We start from the raw sequence: 24,046 nt of genomic DNA, 5'->3' as shown, positions 1-24,046 counted from the left end.
CCGGTCTCGGGATCGATCATGGTTTCGCAATTGCCGTGATCGGCGATGACGAGGAGGGAACCCTGCCTGCTTCGGACACTTTCGCAGATCTTGCCGAGCGCGGCATCCACCGTTTCRACGGCAACGATGGCCGCTTCCAAGCTTCCCGTATGGCCGACCATGTCGGGATTGGCGTAGTTGACGACGACAAGATCGTACTCGCCGCCGTCGATGGCGGTGATCACTTTCTCGGTCAGTTCCGGCGCGGACATGAAGGGTTGCAGGTCATAGGTCGCCACCTTCGGCGAGGGGACCATGGTGCGCACTTCACCCGCATGGGGCGCTTCGAGCCCGCCATTGAGGAAATAGGTGACATGCGGGTATTTCTCGGTTTCCGCGAGATGGATCTGCGTTTTTCCAGCCTTCGAGACCGTTTCGCTCAATCCGTCGGCAAGCGATTGCGGCGAAAAGAGCGTCCTCATGGCGGCGTCGAGCGTGGTGCCGTAGGAAACCATGCCGACCCCAAGGGCAATGTCCGCCTTGCGCGACCGCTCGAAGCCGTCGAAATCCGGCAGCAGCAGCGCCGAAAGGATTTCGCGGACGCGGTCCGAGCGGAAATTGGCGCAAAGGATCGCATCGCCATTCTGCAGTCCGCGATAATCGCCAATCACGCTCGGCGTCAGGAATTCATCCGTCTCGCCACGCGCCGCCGCCGCCTCGAGCGCCTGTTCGACGGAAGCGGCAGGGATACCCTTGCCCTCGACGATCGCGGCATAGGCTGCCGCAACGCGATCCCAGCGATTGTCGCGATCCATGGCATAGAAACGGCCGCTGACCGTGACGACCGCCGTATCCTCGGGAAGCCCGTCGGCAAGTTGCTTCAGATAATCTCCGGCCAATCCGGGCGGCGTGTCGCGTCCGTCGGTAAAGGCATGGACGACCGAACGGATGCCAAGATCGCGAAGCGCCCGCGCAAGGGCTGCGATATGAAGCAGATGGGCGTGCACCCCACCCGGCGATACGAGACCAAGGAGGTGGCACACGCCGCCCGTGCGGCCGAGCACATCGGGCAAGCCGCTCTCGGCAAGACGTTGGCGCAGGCTGCCATCGGCGACCGCCGTGTCGATACGCGGCAGCTCCTGCATGACGATGCGGCCGGCGCCGATGTTGAGGTGACCAACCTCGGAATTGCCCATCTGTCCCTCGGGCAGACCCACGGCAGGACCGTGCGTCGTCAACAGAGCATGCGGGCATTGCGACCACAGACGATCGAAATTCGGCGTGTTTGCCTGCAGCACGGCATTGCCATGCGGCTCTTCACGCCAACCCCAGCCATCCATGATCATCAGGACAGTCGCTCGTTTTTCGCTCACCACCTGCTCCATAGTTGCCGCTGCGGTCTTCGGTCATCTCTTCACGTCGGTCAAGCACTGATCGCTATCGGCTGCCGGGCATCGACGTTTATCATGTCTGGTGGGATCACGCCTTGGGCGATCAGATCGCCCGTGCGGGAAAATCGAAGAGGATCAAAGCCTTCTACATCTGCGACTTGCTCGTCCCTACAACCGACCTTCTCCTGGACCGCGGGATGATGGGGAACGGGGTCATCGGATAGCCGCACTTCGGCAAGACGTAGAAGCTGCTGGCTATGCGGGCTTCGTCGAAACCGAGATATTTTCGCTATGCGCAGAGCGCGTGATGTCCGTTTGCTGAACGGAGGCGGACCTCTTGGTCCGCCACCAGATGATCGAGGCAAGGACACTCCTCAATCGTTTGTTGACCGCGCAGCGACGGCCGCGCGGTCAACAATCATCCAGTTAGAAATCGCGCTGCAAGCGGACGAAACCGCTTACGAAATCGTCCGAGCCCTGGCCCAGATCGCGGCTGGTGTACTGAACCGAGACACGCGAAGCCAAGCCGTCGGTGAGCTTGTAGTCCAAGGTCAGGCCACCGCGCCATTGATCCGCGTCGCTTGCGAAACCGAGATCGCCCCAATATTGAATACCCGGAGTAATCGCGAGCTTCTCCGTCGCATTGTAGCGATAGGATGCCGCGAGGGTCCATTCGGACGCAGCCCAGTATGCGTTCGGGTCAGACGCCCAGATACCTGCGGCCTGGAGAACGCCTGGACCGAGATCGGCGGAGATCAACGCACGGATCGCCCCTTCTTCAAATTCGGTGTCGTAGCTGCCAAGCAGATCGAGCGTCACGCCGCCGACGGTGACTGACGCAATCCCCTCGAAACCAACACCGTTGGCCTTCGTGGAGGTGCCTTCGAGTTCATCGACCGAGGCGCCGAACTGGTAGGATTCACCCTCGTAGACATAGGCGATCGAATTGAATTCGGTGACGTTCCCAAGCTTGTCGGTCTCGCCGTTCAGTCCCTTGTCCCACCAGCTATAGAAGAAGCCGGCCTTGAAGCCTCCGAGCTGAATGTAGGCCACGTCGACATTGATCAGACTGTCGCCGACGTCGGTGTCGTTGTCAGCATTGAACTCGCCGGCGAACTGCCCCGTCAAGGTTCCAAGTTCCGTGTCGCTCTTGGCGGTGAACACGATGAGCGCACGCGAAAACGCGTCCCAGTCCGAGGTTCCTCGGGTACCCCAGCCCTGGCGCCCGTTGACTTCGTCCGGACCGAACGAGGTCTGGAATCGGACGTACCCGTTGATCTTCAGGCATGTTTCGGTGCCGGGGACGTAGAAATAGCCGACACCGAAGGCATCGCAGACGCGCACGTATTCCATGGGTTCCGGTTCAGCAGCCACAATAGCGTCGGCGGCACGGGCGCCGTTCATTGCCAGAAGGGCAGCTGCGGAGCCGAGAAGCACAGTTTTCATTCTCATTTGATCGGTTCTTTCCTCTGAAGGTGATCAAGGGTCTGGCAGGTCGTGAGCCTCCCTGCTCGCGGACCATTTCGGGCTGCGGAGGCCATCGAAGACGATGCGCAGCGATCGGGAGTTAGCATTGGAAATTAGCGATTAGAACCGGGTTCTGGCCACAATATTCCGACATAATCAAATACAAGTAGCTTGTATCGAAAATAATACAAATATTTGTCGCATTATGTATATTCTACGTCACGAACAGAATCTTCATCTCAATCAGATATTGAGCAATATTTTGCTGCAACTGAAGAGAGAATATTATTTGTTACTTTAAACGTGAATTGCTTATTCGTCGGTCGCGAGACGCGTCCCGTTCGGGGCCTTTTCGGTTTCGCTCGTCGGCGCGCGGCCATCATCCCTCGCAAGACGACGGCTGGACGATGGTTTGAAGCCATAGGCGTTTTTGTAGAGGACCGAGAACCTGCCAGGATTGGAGAATTGAAGCCTCGCCGCCAATCCGGCGATGGACGTCACCTGACCTGCCTGAAGTGTGCTGTGCGCACAGGCGAGCCGGTAGTTGCAGAGAACGCCCATCGGCGATGTTCCGCGGTAGCTCCTGAAGAGCCGCTGAAGGGTACGCGAGCTACAGCCCGCCGCCTCCGCCAGGTCTTCTATCGTAACCGGTTCGGCTAGATTCCGCCGCATGAACACCTCCGCTTGCAGCAACGGGCGAGGCGCATAGGGACGAGATCCACAGCCGAACGCATCGGCCAGGTTGTGCGGCAACTTGGTAAATAGCTTGACGAGGGCAAGTTGCTCATACGCCTTTGCCAGATTCGGCTTCTCCCCGAGAGACGCCGAACTCAGATCATCCAGCGCCCCGCGAAGGGTCTGGTACAAGCCGCTGCCGTCCCCCTCATCGAACCCCGTCGGGGTCAGGACGAATTCTTGAACATACGGTCTGCCGGTCGCGCTCTCGAAGTGCTGCCGGAGCGTCGCCTCCGAGACACTAAACGCCAACCAGGAGCTTCCCGCCTGGACACTCAAGCGCCGGCCTGCGAAGTCGCGCAGGCTTGCAACTTGACTGGCAGAAATGCAAAGCGCCTTCCGCCCTCGCCGAACCGCCACCTCGATCTCTCCCGCCAAGACGAACAGCAGACCTATTTCGGCCCCGCCACGACGCGAATGCGCCTCAAGGGCGCCCGACTGGTCTACGGCCGTGATCGATCCTGACGGAAGGTTCTGTCTTTTGAAGGTGAACGGGGAATTCCCGGCGTCACCAAAGACCTTCCAGCGCACGTTCGGTTCATGCGCCTCGAGGCCGCGAAGGACGTCGCTTCGAGAATGGGCCTCAAAACTCCCGCTCGGAGCCTCAGGGATGCCTGAATACACTCTCATCGGTAATCCGCCTGAAATCCAAAGCCACGCAGCCTGCCATGGCTCTTCGGGCGCAAAGTACGGGTCCACCGCGCCCGCGCTAAGGGAGTTGAGTTCACTGCTTGAACGGACCGAAGTAAGCCTTGGGGGACGTTGAAGGGCCTGTACGCTCCTCCCCCAAGCCGCGCAACGGCAACCCCTTCTTGCAGAATAGGGTGGCCGAGTGGCCACCCTATTTCATCGGCGCGATCGGCAATTCGCCTAGCGGCCGACCCTTTCCCGCCAGGAGCGGAAGTCAACAAGGCTCTGCTCATCGGTCGCAGGGTAAAGGCCGAGAATTGAGCGTCCTTTGAGAACCTCCTCCGTCACGAAGTCCTCGTACACCGTCATCTCGGTGGCCTCGCATGCGATCTCGTCGGCAAGTGCCGCGGGGATCACAACCACGCCTTCACCATCCCCCACCACGACATCGCCAGGAAACACTGGCGTGTCCCCACATCCGATCGGGACATTTATGTCGATGGCCTGGTGAAGCGTGAGGTTTGTCGGGGCTGAAGGCCGGTTGTGGTAGGCGGGGATGTCAAGTTTCTCGAGATCCGGCGTGTCGCGGAACCCTCCGTCCGTCACAATCCCCGCCACGCCTCGCACCATAAGCCTAGAGACGAGAATCGACCCGGCGGAAGCCGCGCGTGGGTCCTTGCGGCTGTCGATGACGAAGACCGCGCCGGCGGGGCAAATCTCTACGGCTTTTCTTTGCGGATGCTCCCGATCGCGAAAGACCTCCAGTTGATTGAGATCTTCTCTCGCCGGCATGTATCTCAGCGTGAACGCCTCCCCCACCATCGTTTCACCTTGGCGATTGATACGGTGAACGTCCTGAATCCACTGGTTTCGCAGACCTCTCTTGTAAAGAGCTGTCATGATGGTCGGCGTCGAAACAAGTTTCAGCTTCTCGCGCGTTTCGACCTTAAGCTTTGTCAATTGAAGACTCCTCGTGTGATTGGCGTACGGAAATTCGCCCGTTACCCGCTGGTTTCTATCGCATTTCTATCCGCATCAGTGCGAAGAGACACGAAAACCGCGGCAACCGCAGAACGTGAACCACCGACACTCTGAGCGTAAGGGCGTCATCCCCGGATACAAAGCAGAATACCGATCTGGTTAAATCTGTCAATAGTTGTAACATGCAGAATGACGCCTAGTGAACGATTCATCCCAGCGTGTAGCCGGTCTTCACGATGGTGAAGAACTCGGCGGCATGCCTGCCCTGCTCGCGCGGACCGAACGACGAGGCCTTGCGACCGCCGAAGGGAACGTGGAAATCGACGCCGGCGGTAGGCAGGTTGACCATGACCATGCCGGCCTCGGAATTACGCTTGAAGTGTGTGGCGTACTTCAGGCTCGTCGTGGCGATACCCGCCGACAGGCCAAGCGGCGTGTCGTTGGCGACGGCGAGCGCCTCGTCGTAATCCTTGACCTGGATGACAGAAGCGACCGGACCGAAGATTTCCTCCCGCGAAATGCGCATCTGGTTCGTCGCCTCGGTGAACAACGCCGGCTGCAGGTAGAACCCAGGCGTATCTCGCTTCAACACCTCGCCGCCAAAGGCAAGCCTGGCGCCTTCCGACTTTCCGATCTCGATATAGTCGGTGTCCTGCCTCAACTGCTTGTCGTCAACGACCGGCCCAATTTGGCTTCCGGTCTTCAGCGCGTTGTCGACGTTCAACGTCTTCAGCTTTTCGGTCATCGCCGCGACGAACCTGTCATGGATTCCAGCCGTAACGATCAGGCGGGAAGACGCGGTGCACCGCTGACCGGTTGAAAAGAAGGCCGAGTTGGCGGCGGCCTCGACGGCAATGTTTAGGTCGGCATCGTCCAGGACAATCATCGGGTTCTTGCCGCCCATTTCGAGCTGGAACTTGCGGTTATGCTCAATGGAGGCAAGCGCTACGCGCTTACCCGTGCTGGTGGAGCCGGTAAATGTGATGCCGGCGAGATCCGGACTCTCAAGCATGACCTGCCCAACAACGGAGCCCCGGCCCATGACGAGGTTCAGCACGCCCTTCGGAAGGCCGGCACGGTGGAGGATGTCGACGATCGCCCAGGCTGAACCCGGCACAAGATCGGCCGGCTTGAACACGACCGTGTTGCCGTAGCAAAGCGCCGGGGCGATCTTCCAGGCCGGGATGGCGATCGGAAAGTTCCAGGGCGTGATGATGCCAACGACGCCCAGTGGTTCTCGGGTTATCTCAACTCCGATGTTCGGGCGCACCGATGGGACCACTTCGCCCGTCAGACGCAGCGTTTCACCCGCGAAGAAGTCGAAGATCTGGGCTGCGCGAGTGACCTCTCCGATCGCCTCCGGAAGAATTTTGCCTTCCTCGCGAGCGAGCAACGCGCCAAGTTCGTCCTTGCGAGCCAGAATCTCGTCAGCGGTTTTCCTCAATATGGCATGGCGCTCGAGAATTCCCGAACGCGACCAGGTTGGAAATGCCGCCTTGGCGGCGGCGATGGCATGTTTTGCGTCATCGGCGCTCGCCCGCACGTACATGCCAACGACGTCATCCGTGTTCGACGGATTAATGTTTGGCGAGGCCTCGTCACCGACCCACTCGCCGGCAATCAGGTTCTGGTAAATAGTCATCTTCGTCATGGCTTTCTTTTTTGGTCCGAGTAAATGCCTACCTCTGAAGTAGACAGGAACTTACAACGTCGGGATCGCTCACTGCCGAATCCAGACAATTGACACTGATTTGTAATTTGTGCGATGAAGTTGTCAATATTTGCGTAAACCAATTGAGGTGAGGAGCCATCGTGTCTGTTATCGGATTTATCGGTTTGGGAACCATGGGCCGGCCAATGGCGGAACGGCTGATCCAGGCGGGGCATCAAGTCCGCCTTAATCGCGTCAAGGCTGCATCGAGCAACCTGGTCGAATTGGGAGGGGTTGGCGTCGATACCCCCGCGATGGCCGCCCAAGGTGCGGAGTTCGTGATCTTAATGTTGCCAAACACGCCCGACGTCGAGGCCGTGCTCTTCGGGCAAGCGGGTGTTTGCGAAGGCCTCTCCCCCGGCGCCCTTGTCATCGACATGAGTTCGATCGATCCGGTAGCCACCCGTGACTTCGCAAAGCGAGTCGAAGCCAAGGGTGCTCGATATCTCGATGCTCCGGTGTCGGGCGGTGAAATTGGAGCAAAAAACGGAACGCTTTCGATCATGGTTGGCGGTGACGAAGAGCAGTTTTCCCGTGCGCGACCTTTGTTCGAGACGATGGGCAAGAACATCACGCTCGTCGGCGCGAACGGTGCCGGCCAAGTAGCGAAGGTTGCCAACCAAATTATCGTGGGCCTCACGATCGAAGCCGTCAGCGAGGCGCTGGTCCTGGCTGAACAGGCGGGTGCAAACCTCGAGAAGGTTCGTGAGGCGCTGCTGGGTGGCTTCGCCCACTCACGCATCCTGGAGGTTCACGGCAAGAGAATGATCGACAAGACGTTCGATCCGGGCTTCGCCCTTCGCCTTCATCACAAGGATCTTAGTTTGGCAACAGACGCCGCGCAGGCCCTCGGAGTTAAGATCCCCAACACATCCGCTACGCGCGAGCTCATGTCCACTGCCTTGAAAAAGGGTAACGGTGACCGCGACCATTCCGCGCTCTTTCTGGAGATCCGGGATCTGGTCGAAACGCAATGAGCTGGCGCCGGTTGGGACGAGCCGTTTGGCGCGGCGATTGCCTGTCAATGGTTCGGCTCGCCAGCGTTTTAGGCTTTGAAGTTCCGTCGTCGACATCGGTTCCTGGGAGGAGTGGACCATGATGGATGAGGCTGCGAGATCGGGATCAGTCCAGTCGGTCGACCGAGCGATGTTCTTGCTTGAACTGCTTAGCCAGCATGATGAAGGATGCCGTTTGTCGCAACTCGGGCGTGAGGCGCGGCTGTCCCCGTCGACCACGCACCGCCTGCTCACCACGCTCGAGAAACGCCGCCATGTTCAATTCGACCCTCGCACGGCGAGGTGGCACATTGGCCTGGCGATGTTGAACATCGGCTCGGCCTTCTTGCGTAGGGCAAGCTTCGTGTCGCTGGCCCAACCGTTTCTCCAGCGTCTTCGCGACCAGACGAAGGAAACGGCGAACCTGGGAATGGCGGACGATGGCGAGATCACCCTTGTCTCTCAGGTCCCAAGCAGACAGATCGTACGGTCGATTGGCCGCATTGGAGGACGCGTGCCCATGACATCATCGGCTATGGGGAAGGCGATTCTATCGACCTACCCCTCCGAGGATATCGAGGAGATCGTCGAACTGCGGCGAATGTTCAGAAAGACGTCGCATTCGATAACGCGGCTCGAGGCACTTCGTCTCGAACTCGAAACCGTGCGAGCGAACGGCTATGCGATCGACAACGCCGAGAACCGTAGCAACGTCAGGTGCATTGCCGGTGTCGTCTACAATGAGCGTGCTGAAGCCATCTGTGCGATCTCGATTTCCGGACAGGTCGACCGAATGCCGGCCGAACGCATCGACCAGCTCGCGCCTTATGTTGTCGATACGGCGCGAAAAATCACAGCTGCGGTGACCGGCTCCGCTGAGTTGATGCGGTCGATGTAATAGTTCCGGCCGAATGTCAGTTTGAAGTGCGGCCGCACACATTCCGCATGGTGAAAAACCCAGAACTTCGATTGTCCCTTCCACGCCGTGACTCGTATCGAACGGCATTCGGCGCCCGGAACACCCCGCTGCCCGTGCGACGGCAGCCCCTCATCGTGGCCGATGACGAGCGCCGACCTACATGGTTCTTAGAAAGGAAAATCATGCTGACTGTAAAGAGACTGAGCCTGGAAGATGCGCGCGTACTCATCAAGGGGGCACGCGAGAAATCGGTCGAAATCGGCGTACCGATGTGCATCGCCATCACTGACGAATCTGGACAACTGATCGCATTCGAACGGATGGACGGCGGAAAGATAACCAGCTCCATAATCGCGCAGGACAAGGCTTTCACTGCTGCAGGCGCGAAGCGCACAACCGAAAGCTACGGCGTGGCCAGTCAGCCAGGCAGCCCGGCATATGGCATCAACGCCGCGATCGGCGGGCGGCTGATGATTGTGGCTGGCGGGTTGCCGGTTGTCGTCGAAGGTGAAGTGGTCGGCGCCATCGGTATTAGTTCGGGGACACCCGCACAAGATACCGAGTGTGCGCAAGCGGGTATTGATCGCTTTCTATCGTCTCTCTGACCGAGCCCTAGGATCCTCGGTCCTCCGCAGCGCGACTACGTTGGTGTCGCGCTGCCTGCTGAAGGCAGACGCCGATCGAGAACATCAAGAAGGCGGCGGCCGATTGACGCAAGCGCCGCCGAGCGATGTCTCGCACTTTCGAGCGTGAGAGACATTATTGACCACACGGCTCTACAAGCAACCGTACTTAAGGAAGAAACGACTGCTGCGCTGAAGTCCCAGCTTGAAGCTCTGTCGAATTCTGTTTCCGCGGGAAAGGCCTAGGCGCCGGTATGGGGCAAGCAGTTGCGCGGGAGCCAAAGCGGTGTCACCCGAGACGCCAATCCCAATAAGACTGTTTCTCGCGCGCGGTTTTAGCTAAGCGATCGACGGAGTTTCACCGGATCTGGCGAACGCGCTCAATCATTTCATGGAGAAAATTTTGAAAAGTCGGCCTAGCCCCCATCGGCCCAGCTGAATTGAGGCCACACCCGGAGTACGGCTATCGCCGCTCACGGTGACCAATTCTGGCGCGAAAGACCCCTAGCCTCCGCTGAATATACCGCTGCTTTCGCTATGGCTTGTACTTCGCTCAACAGTGGTCGATCGCGTAGATCGTTAGCCTTCAACTCCAAGTGCCGTGAGCTTTTTCGGCTTCGGCCCCCCATAGGCCCAGTCGAGCAGTTCGACCGTGTGCACGATCGGAAGCGCCGTTCCCGAAGCGATCTGCGTTATGCAGCCGATGTTGCCGGTGGCGATGATATCCGCCTTCGTCTTCTCGATGTTCTTCACCTTGCGGGCCTTTAACTGCGCTGAGATCTCCGGCTGAAAGATATTGTAGGTGCCGGCCGAACCGCAGCAGAGATGGCCTTCCGCCGGATCACGAACGGTGAAACCTGCGTTTTTCAGAAGGTTCTTGGGGAGCATGGTGATCTTTTGGCCGTGCTGCATCGAGCAGGCGGAGTGATAGGCGACGGCGAGCTGCTTCGGTTCCTGTTTTGGGAGGTCAAGTGTCGAGAGATACTCGGTGATGTCCTTGCCGAGACTAGAGACCTTTGCCGCCCGTTCCGCATACATGGGGTCGAGACGGAGCATATGCCCATAGTCCTTGATCGTCGTGCCGCAGCCCGATGCGGTGATGATTATGGCGTCCAAGCCACCGGTTTCGATTTCTCGCATCCACACATCGACGTTGCGGCGGGCGAAGTCGAGGGCCTGCTGCTCGCGGCCCATATGGTGCACCAGCGCGCCACAACATCCCTCCCCTTGTGGCACCACCACCTCCACACCGAACCTGTCCAGCAGACGAAACGTTGCCTCATTGATACCGGGATCCAGGACTGGCTGCGCGCAGCCGGAGAGGATCGCCACCCTACCACGCTTTTGAGCGCCGGCCGGTACGGCACCAACGGTCGATGAAGCGGAAGTGACGATGGAGGTCGGTGCAAGATCCAGCATCGCCCCGAGTGGCTTCAGTGCAGGTATACGACTGAAAATTGGAGCAAAGGGCCGAGCGAATTTCGCCAAAGAGAGAGCCGCGCGAAATCGGTTCGGATATGGCAGTACAGCAGCAAGCAGGCTGCGGAGCATCCGATCGATCAGCGGGCGTCTGTAAGTGTTCTCAATGTGGACGCGAGCATTGTCGACCAGATGCATGTAGTCGACGCCGGACGGGCAGGTTGTGACGCAAGAAAGGCAGGAGAGACAGCGGTCGATATGTGTGACGACCTCCTCGTCGGCGGGGCGGCCATGTTCCAGCATGTCCTTAATAAGATAAATGCGTCCTCGGGGGCTGTCGAGCTCGTTACCGAGCGTCACATAGGTGGGACAGGTGGCGGTGCAGAAGCCACAATGTACACAGCGGCGTAGGATCTTCTCGGATTCTGCCACATGCGGGTCGGCAAGTTGCGCAGGTGTGAAGGAGGTTTGCACTAGACGGTTCCTCCCATCTTGCCGGGGCAGAAAATGTCGGCTGGGTCGAGCTTCATCTTTATGCGCGCTGAAAGCGCGGCTACCGCGGGCGCCAAGGGTTCGAAAGCCAGAGTTTCGGCGGCTACCGCGTCAGACGTCCGCATGAGCGTTGCATGTCCTCCGCCGAGGGCGCTGATCTGCCGTCTGAGCAGCTCCGCTTGGGGATTGGTTTCCATTCGCATCCAGATCAGGCCACCTTGCCAGTCGAAGTATGCGTCGACATCGGTCTTCAGCCGCAGCGCAGCGACGAGCTGGACTCCGGCAGAGGGTGCGACGGAGATACGCCAGAGCGGTCGCCGCGTACCGTCGGCATAAGGGTGGACGTCTCGAATCTCACTCCAGAGCACCTGGCTTTCGTCCAATCCAAGACGAGATGTCGAGCCAAAGCTCTCCATCGCGGCGACAAGTTTCTCGGCCCGCGCAGAAACGGAGGCTGCGGTGCCTTCGAGGCGAAGAACAACCGCTTCGCTGTCCCGAAGCGCACCGCCACGGAAGCTCTCCTTGACGCTTGCTGGCAGGTAGGCCGCTCCCGATACTTCGACCGGCATCGCCATCGCAGTCGACATAGCCTTTACGGGGTCAACACCATCGAAGCTTGAGACCACAATCGTCTCGATTGCCGCCGGCAGCGGTTGGACGCGGAACGTCACTTCGGTCATGAAACCAAGCGTGCCATGGGAGCCGGCGAGAAGTTTCACAAGGTCGAGGCCGGTGACATTCTTCATCACGCGACCGCCTGCCCGGATCGCCTCTCCCCTGCCATTGATGAAACGTACGCCGAGCAGACCGTCGCGGGCCGCCCCCGAAACAAAGCGACGGGGACCTGACACATTGGCCGCGAACACACCGCCGATCGTTGGCTCGCCCGACGTCCCCAAGACTGCCCGAGGGTCCATCGGCTCAAAAGCCATCATCTGTCTCTTTTCCGCGAGGGCCGCCTCCACCTCCGCCACCGGCGTGCCGGCTCTGACGGTCATGACCATCTCTTGAGGCTCATAGTCGACGATTCCCACGAGGCCAGTGGATCGCAGGACCGTCCGGGCGGGCGCGCCAACGTAGAAGTTAGAGCGGGTAGATCCGCCAGCAACGGAAAGTGGCGTCCCATCCGTCATTGCTGCGCGCACCATTTCGGCCGCCTCGAGATCACTGGCCGGTATCAATGTTGTCATGCTGGGCGTCCATCTAACGGAAAAACCTTTGACGGGTTCAGGATCCAGTCTTCATCGAAGGCGGACCGCACCGCCATCTGCTGATTGAGGTCCGCGTCGGAGTATTGATGTCGCATGAGATCACGTTTCTCGATCCCGACTCCGTGCTCACCGGTGAGGCAACCACCGGCATCGACGCAGAGCTTTAGTATCTCATTGCCAGCGGCCTCTGCCTTGGCTGCATCGTCCGGATCATTGGCATTGAACAAAATCAGCGGATGCATATTGCCGTCGCCAGCATGGAAGACGTTTGCGACCCTCAATCCAAACCTCTCGATGATTTCGGAGGTCTTGTTGAGGACATAGGGGAGCTTGCCTAGAGGCACCGTCCCGTCCATGCAAATGTAATCGGCGATGCGACCGGTCGCACCGAAGGCGGACTTTCGGCCTTTCCAGATCAGTGCGGCCTCCGTGGCAGACTGACTTTCTCGTACCGTCTTGACGCCATGGCGATGTGCGATCTCGACGATGCTTTCAAGCATCGCCTCCATGTCGGCATCGGCCCCCTCGACTTCAACGATCAAGAGTGCACCCACATCGAGCGGATAACCCGCCTGGGCAAAAGCTTCACAAATCTCGATGGCCTGCTTGTCCATGAACTCGATCGCAACGGGAATAATTCCGGCCCCGATCACATCGGCGACGCAGGCGCCCGCCTCCTCCGAAGTTTCGAAGCCGAACAAGACCGGCCGTGCACCCTCCGGCTTGGCAATCAGCCTGACCGTCGCCTCAGTGATGATACCGAGCTGTCCCTCCGACCCGCAGACAAGGCCAAGCAGATCGTAACCCGCCGCGTCCAGGTGCTTGCCGCCAAGTTCGATGACCGTGCCATCAACCAGGACCATCTTGACGCCAAGCAGATTGTTGGTGGTGACCCCATACTTCAAACAGTGCGCGCCGCCGGAATTCATGCCGATGTTGCCGCCGATCGTGCAGGCGAGCTGCGAGCTCGGGTCAGGCGCATAAAAGAAGCCATCGGCGCTGACGGCTTCCGAGATGCTTAAGTTCGTCACTCCAGCTTGGACCGTCGCGGCGCGGTTGACATAGTCCAACTCCAGAATGCGTGACATCCTGGAAAGACCGAGCACGACCGCGTCTTGCTGAGGTATCGCGCCGCCGCACAGCGAGGTACCCGCGCCCCTCGGGACAATGGGAATTCCATTCCTATAGCAATAGCGCGTCACTGCGGCGACCTGTTCCGTCGTTCTGGGCAGAACGACGGCGAGCGGCAATTGCCGATAGGATACAAATGCGTCCGTTTCAAAGGGAACCAGCTCCCGCGCCTCATGCACTAGGCAATCCGTCGGCAGTAGACTGGCTAGGTCGGCCAGAATCGATTTTCTGTTCGCGATCACAGCCTCGCGTGGCGGTAGAAATCTAATTTGCTCAGCGATCATGGGGGTCCTGGAGCAGCAAAACAATGGTTATGACCGATGTAGCGGATTGATCGCGGAGCTTCTGCATTCGGCTTTGAACTTTCCACGATGCGGAAAAGGCAGGGGAGCCGGTTAACCAGACCCGGACTCAACGCTAATCATGCCACCGTTCAAGGAACACAAGCCAAGCTGCATGCTGGAGTGGGGTATGGAAAGCAGATCGCTCTTAACCGACTTGTTCGCCGCCGCCGTCGCGGCGGCGGATCCGACAACGGGTATGAAGAGGCACCTGCCCGCGCCGCCCCACGAAGGAAGAACCGTTGTGGTCGGCGCCGGCAAGGGAGCAGCCCAAATGGCGGCGGCGCTGGAACGACTTTGGCCAAAACCTCTGACTGGGGTCGTGGTCACTCGATACGGTTTCGGATGTCCGACCCAGTCGATTGAGGTTCTGGAGGCTTCGCATCCCGTTCCTGACGCCGCCGGCCTGATCGGCGCGAGGCGTCTTGAAGAGACAATCATACATCTCACCGAAAAGGATCTCGTGATCGCCCTGATTTGCGGCGGCGGGTCAGCTTTGCTGCCTGCCCCGCCGGACGGGGTGACGCTGGAGGACGAGATCGCGTTGAACAAGGCGCTCTTGGCTTCTGGCGCTCCCATCTCAGCTATGAACGTAGTTCGGAAACATCTCTCGACGATCAAGGGCGGTCGTCTCGCCGCGAAAACACGGGCGCGTGTGGTTAGTCTCATCGTCTCAGACATTCCTGGCGACAACCCGGCCTTCGTCGCATCGGGCCCAACCATTCCAGACGCTTCGACGAGACAAGACGCGATCGCGATTGTCGAGCAATACCGGCTGAAACTCCCCGACGCGATGCTTGCTCATCTCCATTCGCCAGCCGCCGATGCGCCAAAGGTCGATGATCCCATCTTCGCTCGTCACGAGCACTTCATCGTCGCCTCGGCGGCAAAGTCGCTCGAGGCCGCAGCCGAAGTGGCCCGCACGCAGGGCGTTGCCGCGCAAATTCTTTCGGATTCGATCGAAGGTGAAGCGCGTGAAGCGGCGCTCGTCCATGCCGCCATCGCCCGAGAGATCCTGTTGCGCGACCGGCCGTTTGCAAAGCCGGTCGTCCTGTTATCTGGTGGCGAAACCACTGTCACGTTACGCGGCAAGCACGGAAGAGGTGGGCGCAATGGCGAGTTTGCACTGGCGGTCGCACTGGCAATAGACGGCTTCGACATTACCGTGCTAGCCGCCGACACTGACGGAATCGACGGGTCTGAACAGAACGCGGGCGCTTTCGCCGACGGCACCACCGTGCGACGTCTAAGGGCTCTAGGACTCGATGGAGCGAAGCTGCTTCTCGAGAATGACAGCTTTTCGGGCTTCGCCGCCCTTGGCGATGCCTTCCACACTGGTCCGACCGGCACGAACGTCAACGACTTCCGCGCCGTGCTCGTCACGTGACCTCAAGCCCCGTCAGTGTGGATCGCACATTGGCTCTGCCCGCTTTCCATCAGGTGGAAAAGTTGGCGACTAGGAAGCCACGGCGACCGCGATCTCCTTAAAGCTGACGGAATGCAAAACGCCCCCTGCCCCGTTTCTGCAGCGACGCGTCTCACAACACCAACAACCGACCCTGACTTCAGACTACAAAGAGGAAGACGCCATGGACAAGCTCACTCGCACGCGTGCATCGGTGACCGAACAGGAAGCACTCGACTTCCATGCCGAGGGCCGACCGGGCAAGCTCGAAATCAACCCGACCAAACCGATGGCGACACAGCGCGACCTGTCGCTTGCCTATTCGCCGGGCGTCGCCTTTCCGGTAAAGGCCATCGCGGCGGACCCGGCCTCCGCCTACGACTATACGGGTCGTGGCAACATGGTGGCGGTCATCTCGAACGGCACAGCCATCCTCGGCCTCGGCAATCTCGGTGCGCTTGCGTCAAAGCCTGTCATGGAAGGCAAGGCCGTGCTGTTCAAGCGCTTTGCCGACGTCGACTCCATCGACCTTGAAGTCGATACCGAAAACGTCGACGAGTTCATCAATTGCGTGCGTTTCCTCGGCCCCTCCTTCGGCGGCATCAACCTCGAAGACATCAAGGCGCCGGACTGTTTCATCATCGAGCAGAAGCTGCGCGAGGTCATGGACATCCCGGTGTTTCATGACGACCAGCACGGCACGGCGATCATCGCCGCGGCGGGCCTCATCAACGCGCTGGCGCTGACCGGCCGCGACTTCAAGACGACCAAGCTCGTCTGCAACGGTGCGGGTGCGGCGGCAATCGCCTGCATCGAGCTCATCAAGTCGATGGGTTTTGCCTCTGACAACATCATCCTCTGCGACACCAAGGGCGTGATCTTCGAAGGCCGCACCGAGGGCATGAACCAGTGGAAGTCGGCGCATGCGGTCAAGACCGACCGCCGCACGCTCGCCGAAGCGCTCGACGGCGCCGACGTGGTCTTCGGCCTCTCGGCAAAGGGCGCCCTTTCGGAAGACATGGTGCGCTCGATGGCGCCGCGGCCGATCATCTTCGCCATGGCCAACCCGGATCCGGAAATCACGCCGGAAGAAGTCGCCCGCATCCGCGACGACGCGATCGTCGCCACCGGCCGTTCTGACTATCCGAACCAGGTCAACAACGTGCTCGGCTTCCCCTATATCTTCCGTGGCGCGCTAGACGTGCGCGCGACGACCATCAACGACGAGATGAAGATCGCAGCGGCTGAAGCGCTGGCGAGCCTTGCCAAGGAAGACGTTCCTGACGATGTCGCCGCAGCCTACCAGGGCAACCGTCCGCGTTTCGGTCCGCAATACATCATCCCGGTCCCCTTCGATCCACGGCTGATTTCGGCGATCCCGATGGCGGTCGCGAAGGCGGCGATGGAAAGCGGCGTCGCCCGCAAACCGATCACCGACCTCGAAGCCTATGGCCGCCAGCTTTCCGCCCGCCGCGACCCGATCGCCGCCACCACCCAAGGTCTCTACGAACGGGTTCGCCGCTTCCCCAAGCGCGTTGTCTTCGCAGAGGCGGAGGAAGAGCAAGTCATGCGCGCGGCGATTTCGTTCTGCAACCAGGGCCTCGGAACAGCGATCCTGCTCGGTCGCGACGACCTGATCCGTGCCACGGCGGAAAGAGCCGGCATAGAGCTCGACCGGCCGGGCATCGAAGTCGTCAACGCGCGCCTTTCGCACCGGGTGGATGCCTATGTCGAACACCTCTATGCCCGCCTGCAGCGTCAAGGCTTTCTCCATCGAGACGCTCAACGTCTGATCCACAATGACCGCAATCACTTTGCGGCGACGATGGTTTCTATCGGCGATGCCGACGCCATGGTGACCGGGACAACGCGGAATTACGCAACCGCATTGCAGGATATTCGCCGGTGCATCGACACCAAACCCGGACACAAGGTGATCGGGATTTCTCTTGTCGTTGCGAGAGGGCGCACCATTTTTGTCGCCGATACGGCGGTTCATGACATGCCAAATGCGGAGGATATCGCCGACATCGCCACCGAAGCCGCGCGCGTTGCCAAGCGCATGGGCTACGAACCGCGTGTCGCGCTACTAGCCTACTCCACGTTCGGTCAGCCGATTGGCGAACGTTCGCAACGGGTGCGGGAGGCGGTCGCAATCCTGGATCAGCGGCGGGTGGAGTTCGAATACGACGGCGAAATGGCCGCTGACGTAGCGCTCAATCCGCACCGGATGGAGCAGTATCCTTTCTGCCGGCTCTCAGCTCCGGCGAACGTGCTGGTGATGCCGGCAATCCATTCCGCGTCGATTGCCACCCGGATGTTGCACGAGCTCGGCGCTGCGACGGTGATCGGCCCCCTGCTACTCGGTCTCGACAAATCTGTTCAGATCACCTCGATCGGCGCGAAGGACACGGAGATTGTCAATTTGGCGACTATCGCGGCCTACAACGCAGGCGAGTAACAATTCACGTGGTGGCGGTCAGTCGCCGGAGGGGTGTTCTCGAGGTTCCTTTTAACTCCATTGGTAAAGGCGATACGTGATGATTGAAAAGGACACGACTGTCGACGAGACCTCCGACCGGTGGTGGACGCGGGCCTTCTCAAATGTGCAGACTAACATCCAGGAGATCGATGCAACGATGGACGTCGAGCAGGCGCTTGACTTCATCGAAGCTCAAGGGGCCGATACTTGGCTTCTCAACGTCGGGGGGATCGCATCCTTCTATCCGACGGACCTCCCGTTCCAGACCCGCGTCCCATTCCTCAAGGAGCGCCCATCAGGCGATCTGATTGGAGATGCGGTCGCCGCCGCGAGAAGGCGCAATGTCAGGGTGCTGGCCCGAATGGATTTCTCCAAGGTCTCGACCCGGATTGCCCAAGAACACCCGGACTGGCTTTTCAAGTCTCCGAATGGGAAAGCTCAAATCTACAATACGTTGTACACAACCTGCCCCTGTGGGGACTATTATCAGCATCGGTCGTTCGACATCATCGATGAAATTCTAGACCGCTATGAAATCGGCGGCTTTTTCGTCAATTGGTTCCGCTTTTCGGAATTCGACTATAGCCGTAACTATCACGGGGTCTGTCACTGCGAAAAATGCAAGACTGCGTTCGCGGCCTTCGCCGGCGACGCGGAAATCCCCGACACACCCCAACACCCCAGCTACTCACTGTGGTTGCGGTTTGCCACAGGGGTCCTCCAGGGACTTGTTGACAGACTGGCAAAGCACATAGAGGAGAAGAATCCCGGCGTTGCCCTGATCATGAGCCGCAGGTCGCCGATCATCTACTATGAGGCCAACAATGGCGTCGGACGCGAACCCTGGCATCACGCGACATCGGAAGCCGTGAGCGTCTACCGAACGGGCATGCCGACTTCGTCCATCCTGGTGAATTCAACCTCCTTCGTCGACATGCCCTACAGGATGGCAGGCGAGCAGCCCGAGCATTTCGCGCAGTATCTGCTCCAGGCGATCGCGCGAGGTGGCAATCCGTCAACGTACCTGATGGGCGCGCCAGGGCGCATCCCGTACGCGAATCTGCCGATTGCAGGCGAAATCCAGAGGTTCTACCAAGATAACCGCGCCATCTACAGTGACTACCGTCCGGGCTCAACGGTCGCGCTGATCCGACCCGATCCCTTACGCAAGGCGGAGGAAGGATACGTCGATTCCGTCTCGGAGTTTCGGGGGCTCTATTCCATACTGAAGGAGAAGCACATTCCCTTCGACGTGCTTGCCGCCGAGTTGATCGCAACGATAGCCGGTGACGGAAGTCTGGCGCGCTATTCGACGATAATCCTTCCCGACCTCGGTGAAGTGGGCATGGCGGCTGAATGCCTGGATGATTATGTCGTACGGGGCGGCAGTCTCGTGCTCACGGGAAGCAGCGCTGTGACTTCGGAAGGAGGGATCGAACTTTCTTCGGCTCCGGCCGCGATGAGGGCATCCAGCCCCAAGTCCGGAATTGAACTTTGGGCAACCTACATCTCCGACAGCGCACAGCCGAACGCCAGCGCGTTCCAATACGGTGGTGCGATCGTTCCCGTCTTCGGCGAACACGCAAGCTTTGTCTGGAAGCCGTCGAGCAGGAAGTCCAGTCACCTCCTCCCTCAAGCGCCTTACGGGCCACCTGAAAAATGCTACGGCCATATCAGCAGTGGCGAACCGGGAGCTGTTCGTATGTCGAGTGGCGAAGGAGTAGTTGTCCAGATCCCCTGGACAGTGGGGCGCACGTATCACGAGTTTGGCACGACCGCGATAAGAGACTACTTCCTCTCGACAATCGACGATCTGGTCAAAGCCCGCGTTTCCGCCAATCTGCCCGAGCAAGTCGAGGTAATCGTTGGGAAGGTCGACGGCGGTGAGGTCATCCACGTAATAAATCAGTCCGGGGCACGGCGCAGAACATTCGGGCCGCATGTTCGGATTACCGGAGGAAGTCTCCGGGTCCGCGACGGATCGGGATCGCCGAAGCTCTTGGTTTCACAGCGGCCGCCGGAGACGAAACGGGAAGGTGACGATCTGATTATCGAACTGCCGCCTGTCGAGCTGTTCGAGGTCCTCTTTGTCCCTACGTCGCCATAACAACAGCGTGCGCCCAAGCGGAGGTCGCAGCCCCTAACGACCAGACGTGTCTATCGGGCCGTTCGCAAGCGTCGTCCGAACGGCCTACGACGCCCATGAAGTCGCGGATTGTCACTGTGCTCGCAAGCTTCGGTGCCAGACGGACATAGACCAGTTCGCTGACAAGCTCGACGAGCGTCTGCGTTAGAATCACTGCGGGAAGCACGGGGACTTCGCCGGCACGGCGAAGGCCAGCGGCAAAACGACCAGAGAGTTGCGGGCGGCGGCGCTGAAGGCGACCGAGCGTGCCGCCGGCACGTCGAGCCGGAACAGGTTGGCGATGGCCCAGCCCGCAAGCGGTGCGATGACGGCGAAGGCCACGTAGATCGGCAACACCTGCAGGGCGTCATTGAGGGCCGGGTCGAGCTGCGGCACCACCGCCGCGACGACGACAAAGAGCACGACGGCGGTCGCCGGGACGGGCAGCAGGGCCAGTGCGACAGAGGTCCTTGCTCCGACCACGCTTCTGCCAGCCCAGAGCTGGACGAGCAAGGCAGCCGTCAACGGAACAGCAGTGAGCCAGACAAATGCATGCACGAATGGCCCGATCTGAACGAGTGCCGCCGCATCGGATCCGAGGAATAAGACCAGATAGCCCGGCAGCAGCAACATCTGGACGATCAGCAGCGCAGGCGTCGCTGCAAGGAGCAGCCGGGCGTCGGCACGGCCAAGATGCGAGAACGTGACGACATAGTCGATGCAGGGTGCGAACAGCACCAGCAGCACGCCGAGCCGCAGCATGGTATCGACAGGCAGAAACTGGACGAGCGCGGCCACGATTGCCGGGACGACCAGAAAGTTGGTGGCGAGCAGGATCGCGAGGAATCTGAAGCGGGAGAATGACTTGCCGTAGTTCGGCGAGCGGAACCTGAAGAAAGGTCACGAAGAGCATCAGCGCGAGGGCAGGATAGATACCGACCTCCAACGCCGTGGTGCCGGGGATGACAAGCGCGACGAACGTGGCAAGGACCACGGCGAAAAAGTAGATTCTTCGAGGATCTCGCGGAGGCTGGTCAAACGAAATGCTTTCCACTGTCAGATGAATCGCGGCAATGTTTCATGCAGTCGGAGGGACAACAACACCGGTCAGATTTTCGGGGTCAGCCGTCGGAGCCACTTCGCCATTGCGCTTTCAATGGCCGCCCTGCCCGTTCGACTCCGGAGAGGGTCATTCGTCGAGTTGATAATCCCGAGGTTCTCTTAAATAGAACTGTGATTCAGTTCCCGATGTCTACCTGGCGGCGGCGAGTGAACGAGTCAATTCTCTGAGGCCGCGGAACCGCGGCCCTGCCCAAGTTATACCTTTGATCAATCAATTGACCTGGTTAGGCGATGTTCAGTGCTGCTCTGCAGCCATCGGCGACGAAGCCAACAACGACTTCGTATACTCATGTCGTGGGTTCTCGAATACCGATGCAGTGGGCCCTGCCTCGACGAACGCTCCCTTGTTCATCACGGCGACCTTGTTTGCAACGAGGCGCACGAGAGGCAGGTCATGCGAGATGAATATGTATGCCAAGCCACGCCGCTCCTGAAGCGACATCAAGACCTTGATCACCTGAGCCTGAACCGATACGTCCAACGCGGACACCGGCTCGTCCAAAATCAAGATCTTGGGCTCAAGTGCGAGCGCTCGAGCGATCGCGACACGCTGTCTTTGTCCTCCCGACAGTTGGTTGGGATAATAGGAGGAAAAGTGCTGTGGAAGATTGACTTCCGCCAGCAGCGCATCAATCCGCGCCTTGCGCGCAGATTTCTCGACCACTCCGGCATGGATCTGCCAGGGCTCCGAAATGATTTCTGCCACCGTCCTTCTGGGGTGAAGGGACGCATAGGGGTCCTGAAACACCATTTGCAGGTACCGACGCTGCCGCTGCATGTCGGCATGCGAGAAGCGCAGGATGTCGTCGCCTCGGTAGAGAACGGCACCACTATCGGCGTCAACCAGCCGCAGGAGTGTGCGAGCGAGCGTCGACTTGCCTGAGCCGGATTCTCCTACGACAGCCAAACATTCCCCTTCCTCGAGGGTGAAGCTGATATCGTTCACCGCGACGATTGCGCCCGGCGTCTTTCCGCGACCACCGAAGGTCTTGCGGAGATTTCGCACCTCGAGCAACGGCGGTTCAGTGGCGGTGTGCGTTTTGTCGTTCATAAGGCATTCCCTATTGGCTGATCACGACCTGCGGGGCGGATGCGCTACCTCCGCCTCCCGATGACGAGTCCGTCACAAAGGCCTCTGGAATGGGTTCCAAGTCGCGCCAAGATTTGACCCGACCGGGATGTGCCATAAGCAATGCGCGGGTGTAGGGATGGCGCGGCCGTTGGAAGATTTCCTCGGTAAGCCCCTCTTCCACGATTTGACCGGCATACATGACGATGATCCGCTTTGAGATCATCCGGGCGACGGCAAGGTCGTGCGTCACGAAGATAAGGCCCATGCCGGTCTCGGCCTGCAAGCTCTTGATCAAGCGCAAGATGCCTGCCTGAACCGTTACATCGAGGGCGGTAGTCGGTTCGTCGGCGATGAGGATCTTCGGCTTCATCCCAATCGCCATCGCTATACAGATGCGCTGCCGCATGCCTCCCGAAAACTGATGGGGGTAGTTGTCGAAACGGTCCTTCGCGTTGTGGATACCAACTTGTTCCATAATGCGGATTGCTTCCGCCCGTGCAGCTTTAGTGGACATCCCCATGCGTACGGCGAAGATCTCGCTGAGCTGCGAGCCGATGGTGTATACGGGGTTCAGTCCGTCGAGGGCATCCTGGAAGACCATCCCGATCCCGAGCCCACGGATGTCTTGCATGGACTTTTCCGACCGGCCCACGATCTCGGTGCCGTTGAACATTATGCTGCCCCGAACAATGCCCGGCGCGTCGACGAGCCCTAGTAGCGACCGCCCCATCACCGTCTTGCCGGAGCCGCTCGCTCCAACCACGGCAATGGCATCGCCCATCTCCATCGAGAACGAAACACCGCGCACGGCGTCGACCGTCCCAAAGCCGCTCTCGAAAGTGATCCTTAGATCGGATACTTGAAGCAAGCTCATTGGGCTGCTCCTTTCTTCTTCTTAGCTCGGAAGAACAGCGTGCTCTGGGCGGGGTCTTCCACCGCACGGAGCCAGTTCGACAGGATGTTGGCCGACAGGGCGGTCAGAACGATGACCGCACCGGGGAAGACCGCGACGAACCAGGCCGATTTCAGATAGGCGCGTCCGTCCGAGACCATCATTCCCCAGTCCACGTCGGGGCGCTGCAGGCCGATCCCCAGGAACGTGAGACTTGCTGCAGCCAGGATGACGGCCGCCACCTCCAGCATCGCCAGAGTTCTGATTGTCGGGAACACAAGAGGTGCTATCTCCCGTGTCATGATCCGCCAGTTCGACGCGCCTAGCGATCTTGCGACTTCGACGAACATCCGCTCTCGAATTTCCATCGTCTGTGCACGGGTAGTCCGCAAGTAGACGGGAATGCGGGTGATCCCGAGGACAATGATTAGGTTGAAAATGCTCGGCTGGAGTACAAACAGCACGACCAGCGCCATCAGGAGCGAGGGAATGGTGTGCAGAATGTCCGCGATGCGGAGCAGGATGTTGTCGATCCAGCCCCCAAAGTAGCCCGACACCAGGCCGATTGCGTAGCCAAGGGCGGCCGATATTCCGACGGCGAATACCGCGATGAGAACCGATGTGCGCGCCCCGACGATCAATTGAAGCATGATCGGGCGTCCCAGGCTGTCTGCTCCGAGGAAAAAGGCAAAGCCCTTGTCCATCTGGAACGGTGCGAAGAATCGCAGCGCGATGGTCTGGTTGTTCGCCTGCTCGATGACAAGGGGCGCGACGACGAAGGCCATCACGATCACGAACAACAGCCAGCATGCGGAGGCGACAGCCAAGGGCGAAGCGACGAACATCTGCCAACGAGGGGAGGCGCGCCAGCGCGTCAGGCGATTTCCGGCTGTTGAAAGAAAAGCGGTTTGCAACGGAGTTAC

General features: G+C 59.7%; 18 protein-coding genes and 1 pseudogene. 7 read left to right on the top strand and 12 right to left on the bottom strand.

The features are described from left to right. Positions 1 to 1,352, bottom strand: a 1,352-nt coding sequence (gene gpmI / locus AB4Z53_RS31850; protein WP_441599306.1) for a 2,3-bisphosphoglycerate-independent phosphoglycerate mutase, incomplete at its 3' end; no start/stop codon positions are given. An 80-nt stretch (positions 1,353 to 1,432) separates the two neighbouring features. Here gpmI and AB4Z53_RS31845 point away from each other — a divergent pair. Beyond that, positions 1,433 to 1,692: pseudogene (locus tag AB4Z53_RS31845) on the top strand (TIM barrel protein); the annotation flags it as partial. A gap of 104 nt (positions 1,693 to 1,796) precedes the next feature. Here AB4Z53_RS31845 and AB4Z53_RS31840 read toward each other — a convergent pair. The 4 genes from AB4Z53_RS31840 to AB4Z53_RS31825 all read right to left on the bottom strand — a co-directional run bounded on the left by AB4Z53_RS31840 (position 1,797) and on the right by AB4Z53_RS31825 (position 6,825). Further along, positions 1,797 to 2,822 (bottom strand): porin, encoded by a 1,026-nt coding sequence (locus AB4Z53_RS31840; RefSeq protein WP_441599305.1) that lies wholly within the window; start codon positions 2,820 to 2,822, stop codon positions 1,797 to 1,799. A 327-nt stretch (positions 2,823 to 3,149) separates the two neighbouring features. Continuing rightward, a complete protein-coding gene (locus tag AB4Z53_RS31835) occupies positions 3,150 to 4,103 on the bottom strand; it encodes a helix-turn-helix domain-containing protein (RefSeq protein ID WP_441599304.1) in 954 nt (317 codons plus the stop codon). Positions 4,104 to 4,442: 339 nt separating this feature from the next. Next, on the bottom strand, positions 4,443 to 5,162 hold the full coding sequence (locus tag AB4Z53_RS31830) for a ribonuclease activity regulator RraA (RefSeq protein WP_291156892.1): 720 nt from the start codon (positions 5,160 to 5,162) through the stop codon (positions 4,443 to 4,445). 229 nt (positions 5,163 to 5,391) lie between these two features. Further along, the gene (locus tag AB4Z53_RS31825) at positions 5,392 to 6,825 is read right to left on the bottom strand and encodes an aldehyde dehydrogenase family protein (RefSeq protein WP_441599312.1); all 1,434 of its coding nucleotides are present in this window, start codon (positions 6,823 to 6,825) and stop codon (positions 5,392 to 5,394) included. A gap of 170 nt (positions 6,826 to 6,995) precedes the next feature. On the opposite strand from AB4Z53_RS31825, the gene AB4Z53_RS31820 reads away from it, so the two are divergent. The 3 genes from AB4Z53_RS31820 to AB4Z53_RS31810 all read left to right on the top strand — a co-directional run bounded on the left by AB4Z53_RS31820 (position 6,996) and on the right by AB4Z53_RS31810 (position 9,413). After that, a complete protein-coding gene (locus AB4Z53_RS31820) occupies positions 6,996 to 7,871 on the top strand; it encodes a 2-hydroxy-3-oxopropionate reductase (protein WP_441599303.1) in 876 nt (291 codons plus the stop codon). Between the two features lie 118 nt (positions 7,872 to 7,989). Further along, complete coding sequence (locus tag AB4Z53_RS31815) at positions 7,990 to 8,787, top strand: IclR family transcriptional regulator (protein WP_441599302.1); 798 nt, start codon at positions 7,990 to 7,992, stop codon at positions 8,785 to 8,787. Between the two features lie 203 nt (positions 8,788 to 8,990). Then, positions 8,991 to 9,413: a GlcG/HbpS family heme-binding protein gene (locus AB4Z53_RS31810; RefSeq protein ID WP_192358135.1), complete on the top strand. Its 423-nt coding sequence runs from the start codon at positions 8,991 to 8,993 to the stop codon at positions 9,411 to 9,413. 597 nt (positions 9,414 to 10,010) lie between these two features. Here AB4Z53_RS31810 and glcF read toward each other — a convergent pair. From glcF to AB4Z53_RS31795, 3 genes are read right to left on the bottom strand one after another with little or no spacing between them, the layout of a single operon-like run. Next, complete coding sequence (gene glcF, locus AB4Z53_RS31805; protein ID WP_441599301.1) at positions 10,011 to 11,324, bottom strand: glycolate oxidase subunit GlcF; 1,314 nt, start codon at positions 11,322 to 11,324, stop codon at positions 10,011 to 10,013. After that, positions 11,324 to 12,532, bottom strand: a complete 1,209-nt coding sequence (gene glcE, locus AB4Z53_RS31800; protein ID WP_441599300.1) for a glycolate oxidase subunit GlcE — start codon at positions 12,530 to 12,532, stop codon at positions 11,324 to 11,326. The genes glcF and glcE overlap by 1 nt, the downstream gene beginning before the upstream one ends. After that, complete coding sequence (locus AB4Z53_RS31795; RefSeq protein WP_441599299.1) at positions 12,529 to 13,968, bottom strand: FAD-linked oxidase C-terminal domain-containing protein; 1,440 nt, start codon at positions 13,966 to 13,968, stop codon at positions 12,529 to 12,531. The genes glcE and AB4Z53_RS31795 overlap by 4 nt, the downstream gene beginning before the upstream one ends. A gap of 187 nt (positions 13,969 to 14,155) precedes the next feature. Between AB4Z53_RS31795 and AB4Z53_RS31790 the strand changes: the two genes are divergently transcribed. The 3 genes from AB4Z53_RS31790 to AB4Z53_RS31780 all read left to right on the top strand — a co-directional run bounded on the left by AB4Z53_RS31790 (position 14,156) and on the right by AB4Z53_RS31780 (position 20,019). Then, entirely contained in the window at positions 14,156 to 15,412 is a 1,257-nt protein-coding gene (locus AB4Z53_RS31790) for a glycerate kinase type-2 family protein (RefSeq protein WP_441599298.1), read from the top strand. 202 nt (positions 15,413 to 15,614) lie between these two features. Further along, positions 15,615 to 17,891 carry an NADP-dependent malic enzyme gene (locus AB4Z53_RS31785; RefSeq protein WP_441599297.1) on the top strand — a complete coding sequence of 759 codons (2,277 nt, stop codon included), beginning with the start codon at positions 15,615 to 15,617 and terminating at the stop codon, positions 17,889 to 17,891. A gap of 79 nt (positions 17,892 to 17,970) precedes the next feature. Further along, positions 17,971 to 20,019 (top strand): alpha-amylase family protein, encoded by a 2,049-nt coding sequence (locus tag AB4Z53_RS31780; RefSeq protein ID WP_441599296.1) that lies wholly within the window; start codon positions 17,971 to 17,973, stop codon positions 20,017 to 20,019. A 189-nt stretch (positions 20,020 to 20,208) separates the two neighbouring features. On the opposite strand, the gene AB4Z53_RS31775 is transcribed toward AB4Z53_RS31780, so the two are convergent. The 4 genes from AB4Z53_RS31775 to AB4Z53_RS31760 all read right to left on the bottom strand — a co-directional run bounded on the left by AB4Z53_RS31775 (position 20,209) and on the right by AB4Z53_RS31760 (position 24,037). Next, a complete protein-coding gene (locus tag AB4Z53_RS31775; protein WP_441599311.1) occupies positions 20,209 to 20,853 on the bottom strand; it encodes a hypothetical protein in 645 nt (214 codons plus the stop codon). Positions 20,854 to 21,394: 541 nt separating this feature from the next. Continuing rightward, positions 21,395 to 22,210, bottom strand: a complete 816-nt coding sequence (locus AB4Z53_RS31770) for an ATP-binding cassette domain-containing protein (protein ID WP_192358149.1) — start codon at positions 22,208 to 22,210, stop codon at positions 21,395 to 21,397. Positions 22,211 to 22,220: 10 nt separating this feature from the next. After that, positions 22,221 to 23,105 (bottom strand): ABC transporter ATP-binding protein, encoded by an 885-nt coding sequence (locus AB4Z53_RS31765; RefSeq protein WP_441599295.1) that lies wholly within the window; start codon positions 23,103 to 23,105, stop codon positions 22,221 to 22,223. Next, positions 23,102 to 24,037: an ABC transporter permease gene (locus AB4Z53_RS31760; protein WP_291161593.1), complete on the bottom strand. Its 936-nt coding sequence runs from the start codon at positions 24,035 to 24,037 to the stop codon at positions 23,102 to 23,104. The genes AB4Z53_RS31765 and AB4Z53_RS31760 overlap by 4 nt, the downstream gene beginning before the upstream one ends. Positions 24,038 to 24,046 lie beyond the last annotated feature (9 nt).

It is taken from the genome of Ensifer sp. 2TAB8 (assembly GCF_052115125.1).
Classification (GTDB): domain Bacteria; phylum Pseudomonadota; class Alphaproteobacteria; order Rhizobiales; family Rhizobiaceae; genus Ensifer.
Note: the sequence above shows the minus strand (reverse complement) of the source record. Positions and strands in the feature narration are given on the sequence as shown.

Excerpts from the sequence above, each read along its gene's own strand:
- AB4Z53_RS31815 (WP_441599302.1), top strand. The coding sequence starts at position 7,990 with ATGATGGATGAGGCTGCGAGATCGGGATCAGTCCAGTCGGTCGACCGA.
- glcE (WP_441599300.1), bottom strand. The coding sequence starts at position 12,532 with ATGACAACATTGATACCGGCCAGTGATCTCGAGGCGGCCGAAATGGTG.
- AB4Z53_RS31770 (WP_192358149.1), bottom strand. The coding sequence starts at position 22,210 with ATGAACGACAAAACGCACACCGCCACTGAACCGCCGTTGCTCGAGGTG.
- AB4Z53_RS31810 (WP_192358135.1), top strand. The coding sequence starts at position 8,991 with ATGCTGACTGTAAAGAGACTGAGCCTGGAAGATGCGCGCGTACTCATC.
- AB4Z53_RS31765 (WP_441599295.1), bottom strand. The coding sequence starts at position 23,105 with ATGAGCTTGCTTCAAGTATCCGATCTAAGGATCACTTTCGAGAGCGGC.
- AB4Z53_RS31825 (WP_441599312.1), bottom strand. The coding sequence starts at position 6,825 with ATGACTATTTACCAGAACCTGATTGCCGGCGAGTGGGTCGGTGACGAG.
- AB4Z53_RS31780 (WP_441599296.1), top strand. The coding sequence starts at position 17,971 with ATGATTGAAAAGGACACGACTGTCGACGAGACCTCCGACCGGTGGTGG.
- AB4Z53_RS31790 (WP_441599298.1), top strand. The coding sequence starts at position 14,156 with ATGGAAAGCAGATCGCTCTTAACCGACTTGTTCGCCGCCGCCGTCGCG.
- AB4Z53_RS31795 (WP_441599299.1), bottom strand. The coding sequence starts at position 13,968 with ATGATCGCTGAGCAAATTAGATTTCTACCGCCACGCGAGGCTGTGATC.
- AB4Z53_RS31785 (WP_441599297.1), top strand. The coding sequence starts at position 15,615 with ATGGACAAGCTCACTCGCACGCGTGCATCGGTGACCGAACAGGAAGCA.
- AB4Z53_RS31840 (WP_441599305.1), bottom strand. The coding sequence starts at position 2,822 with ATGAGAATGAAAACTGTGCTTCTCGGCTCCGCAGCTGCCCTTCTGGCA.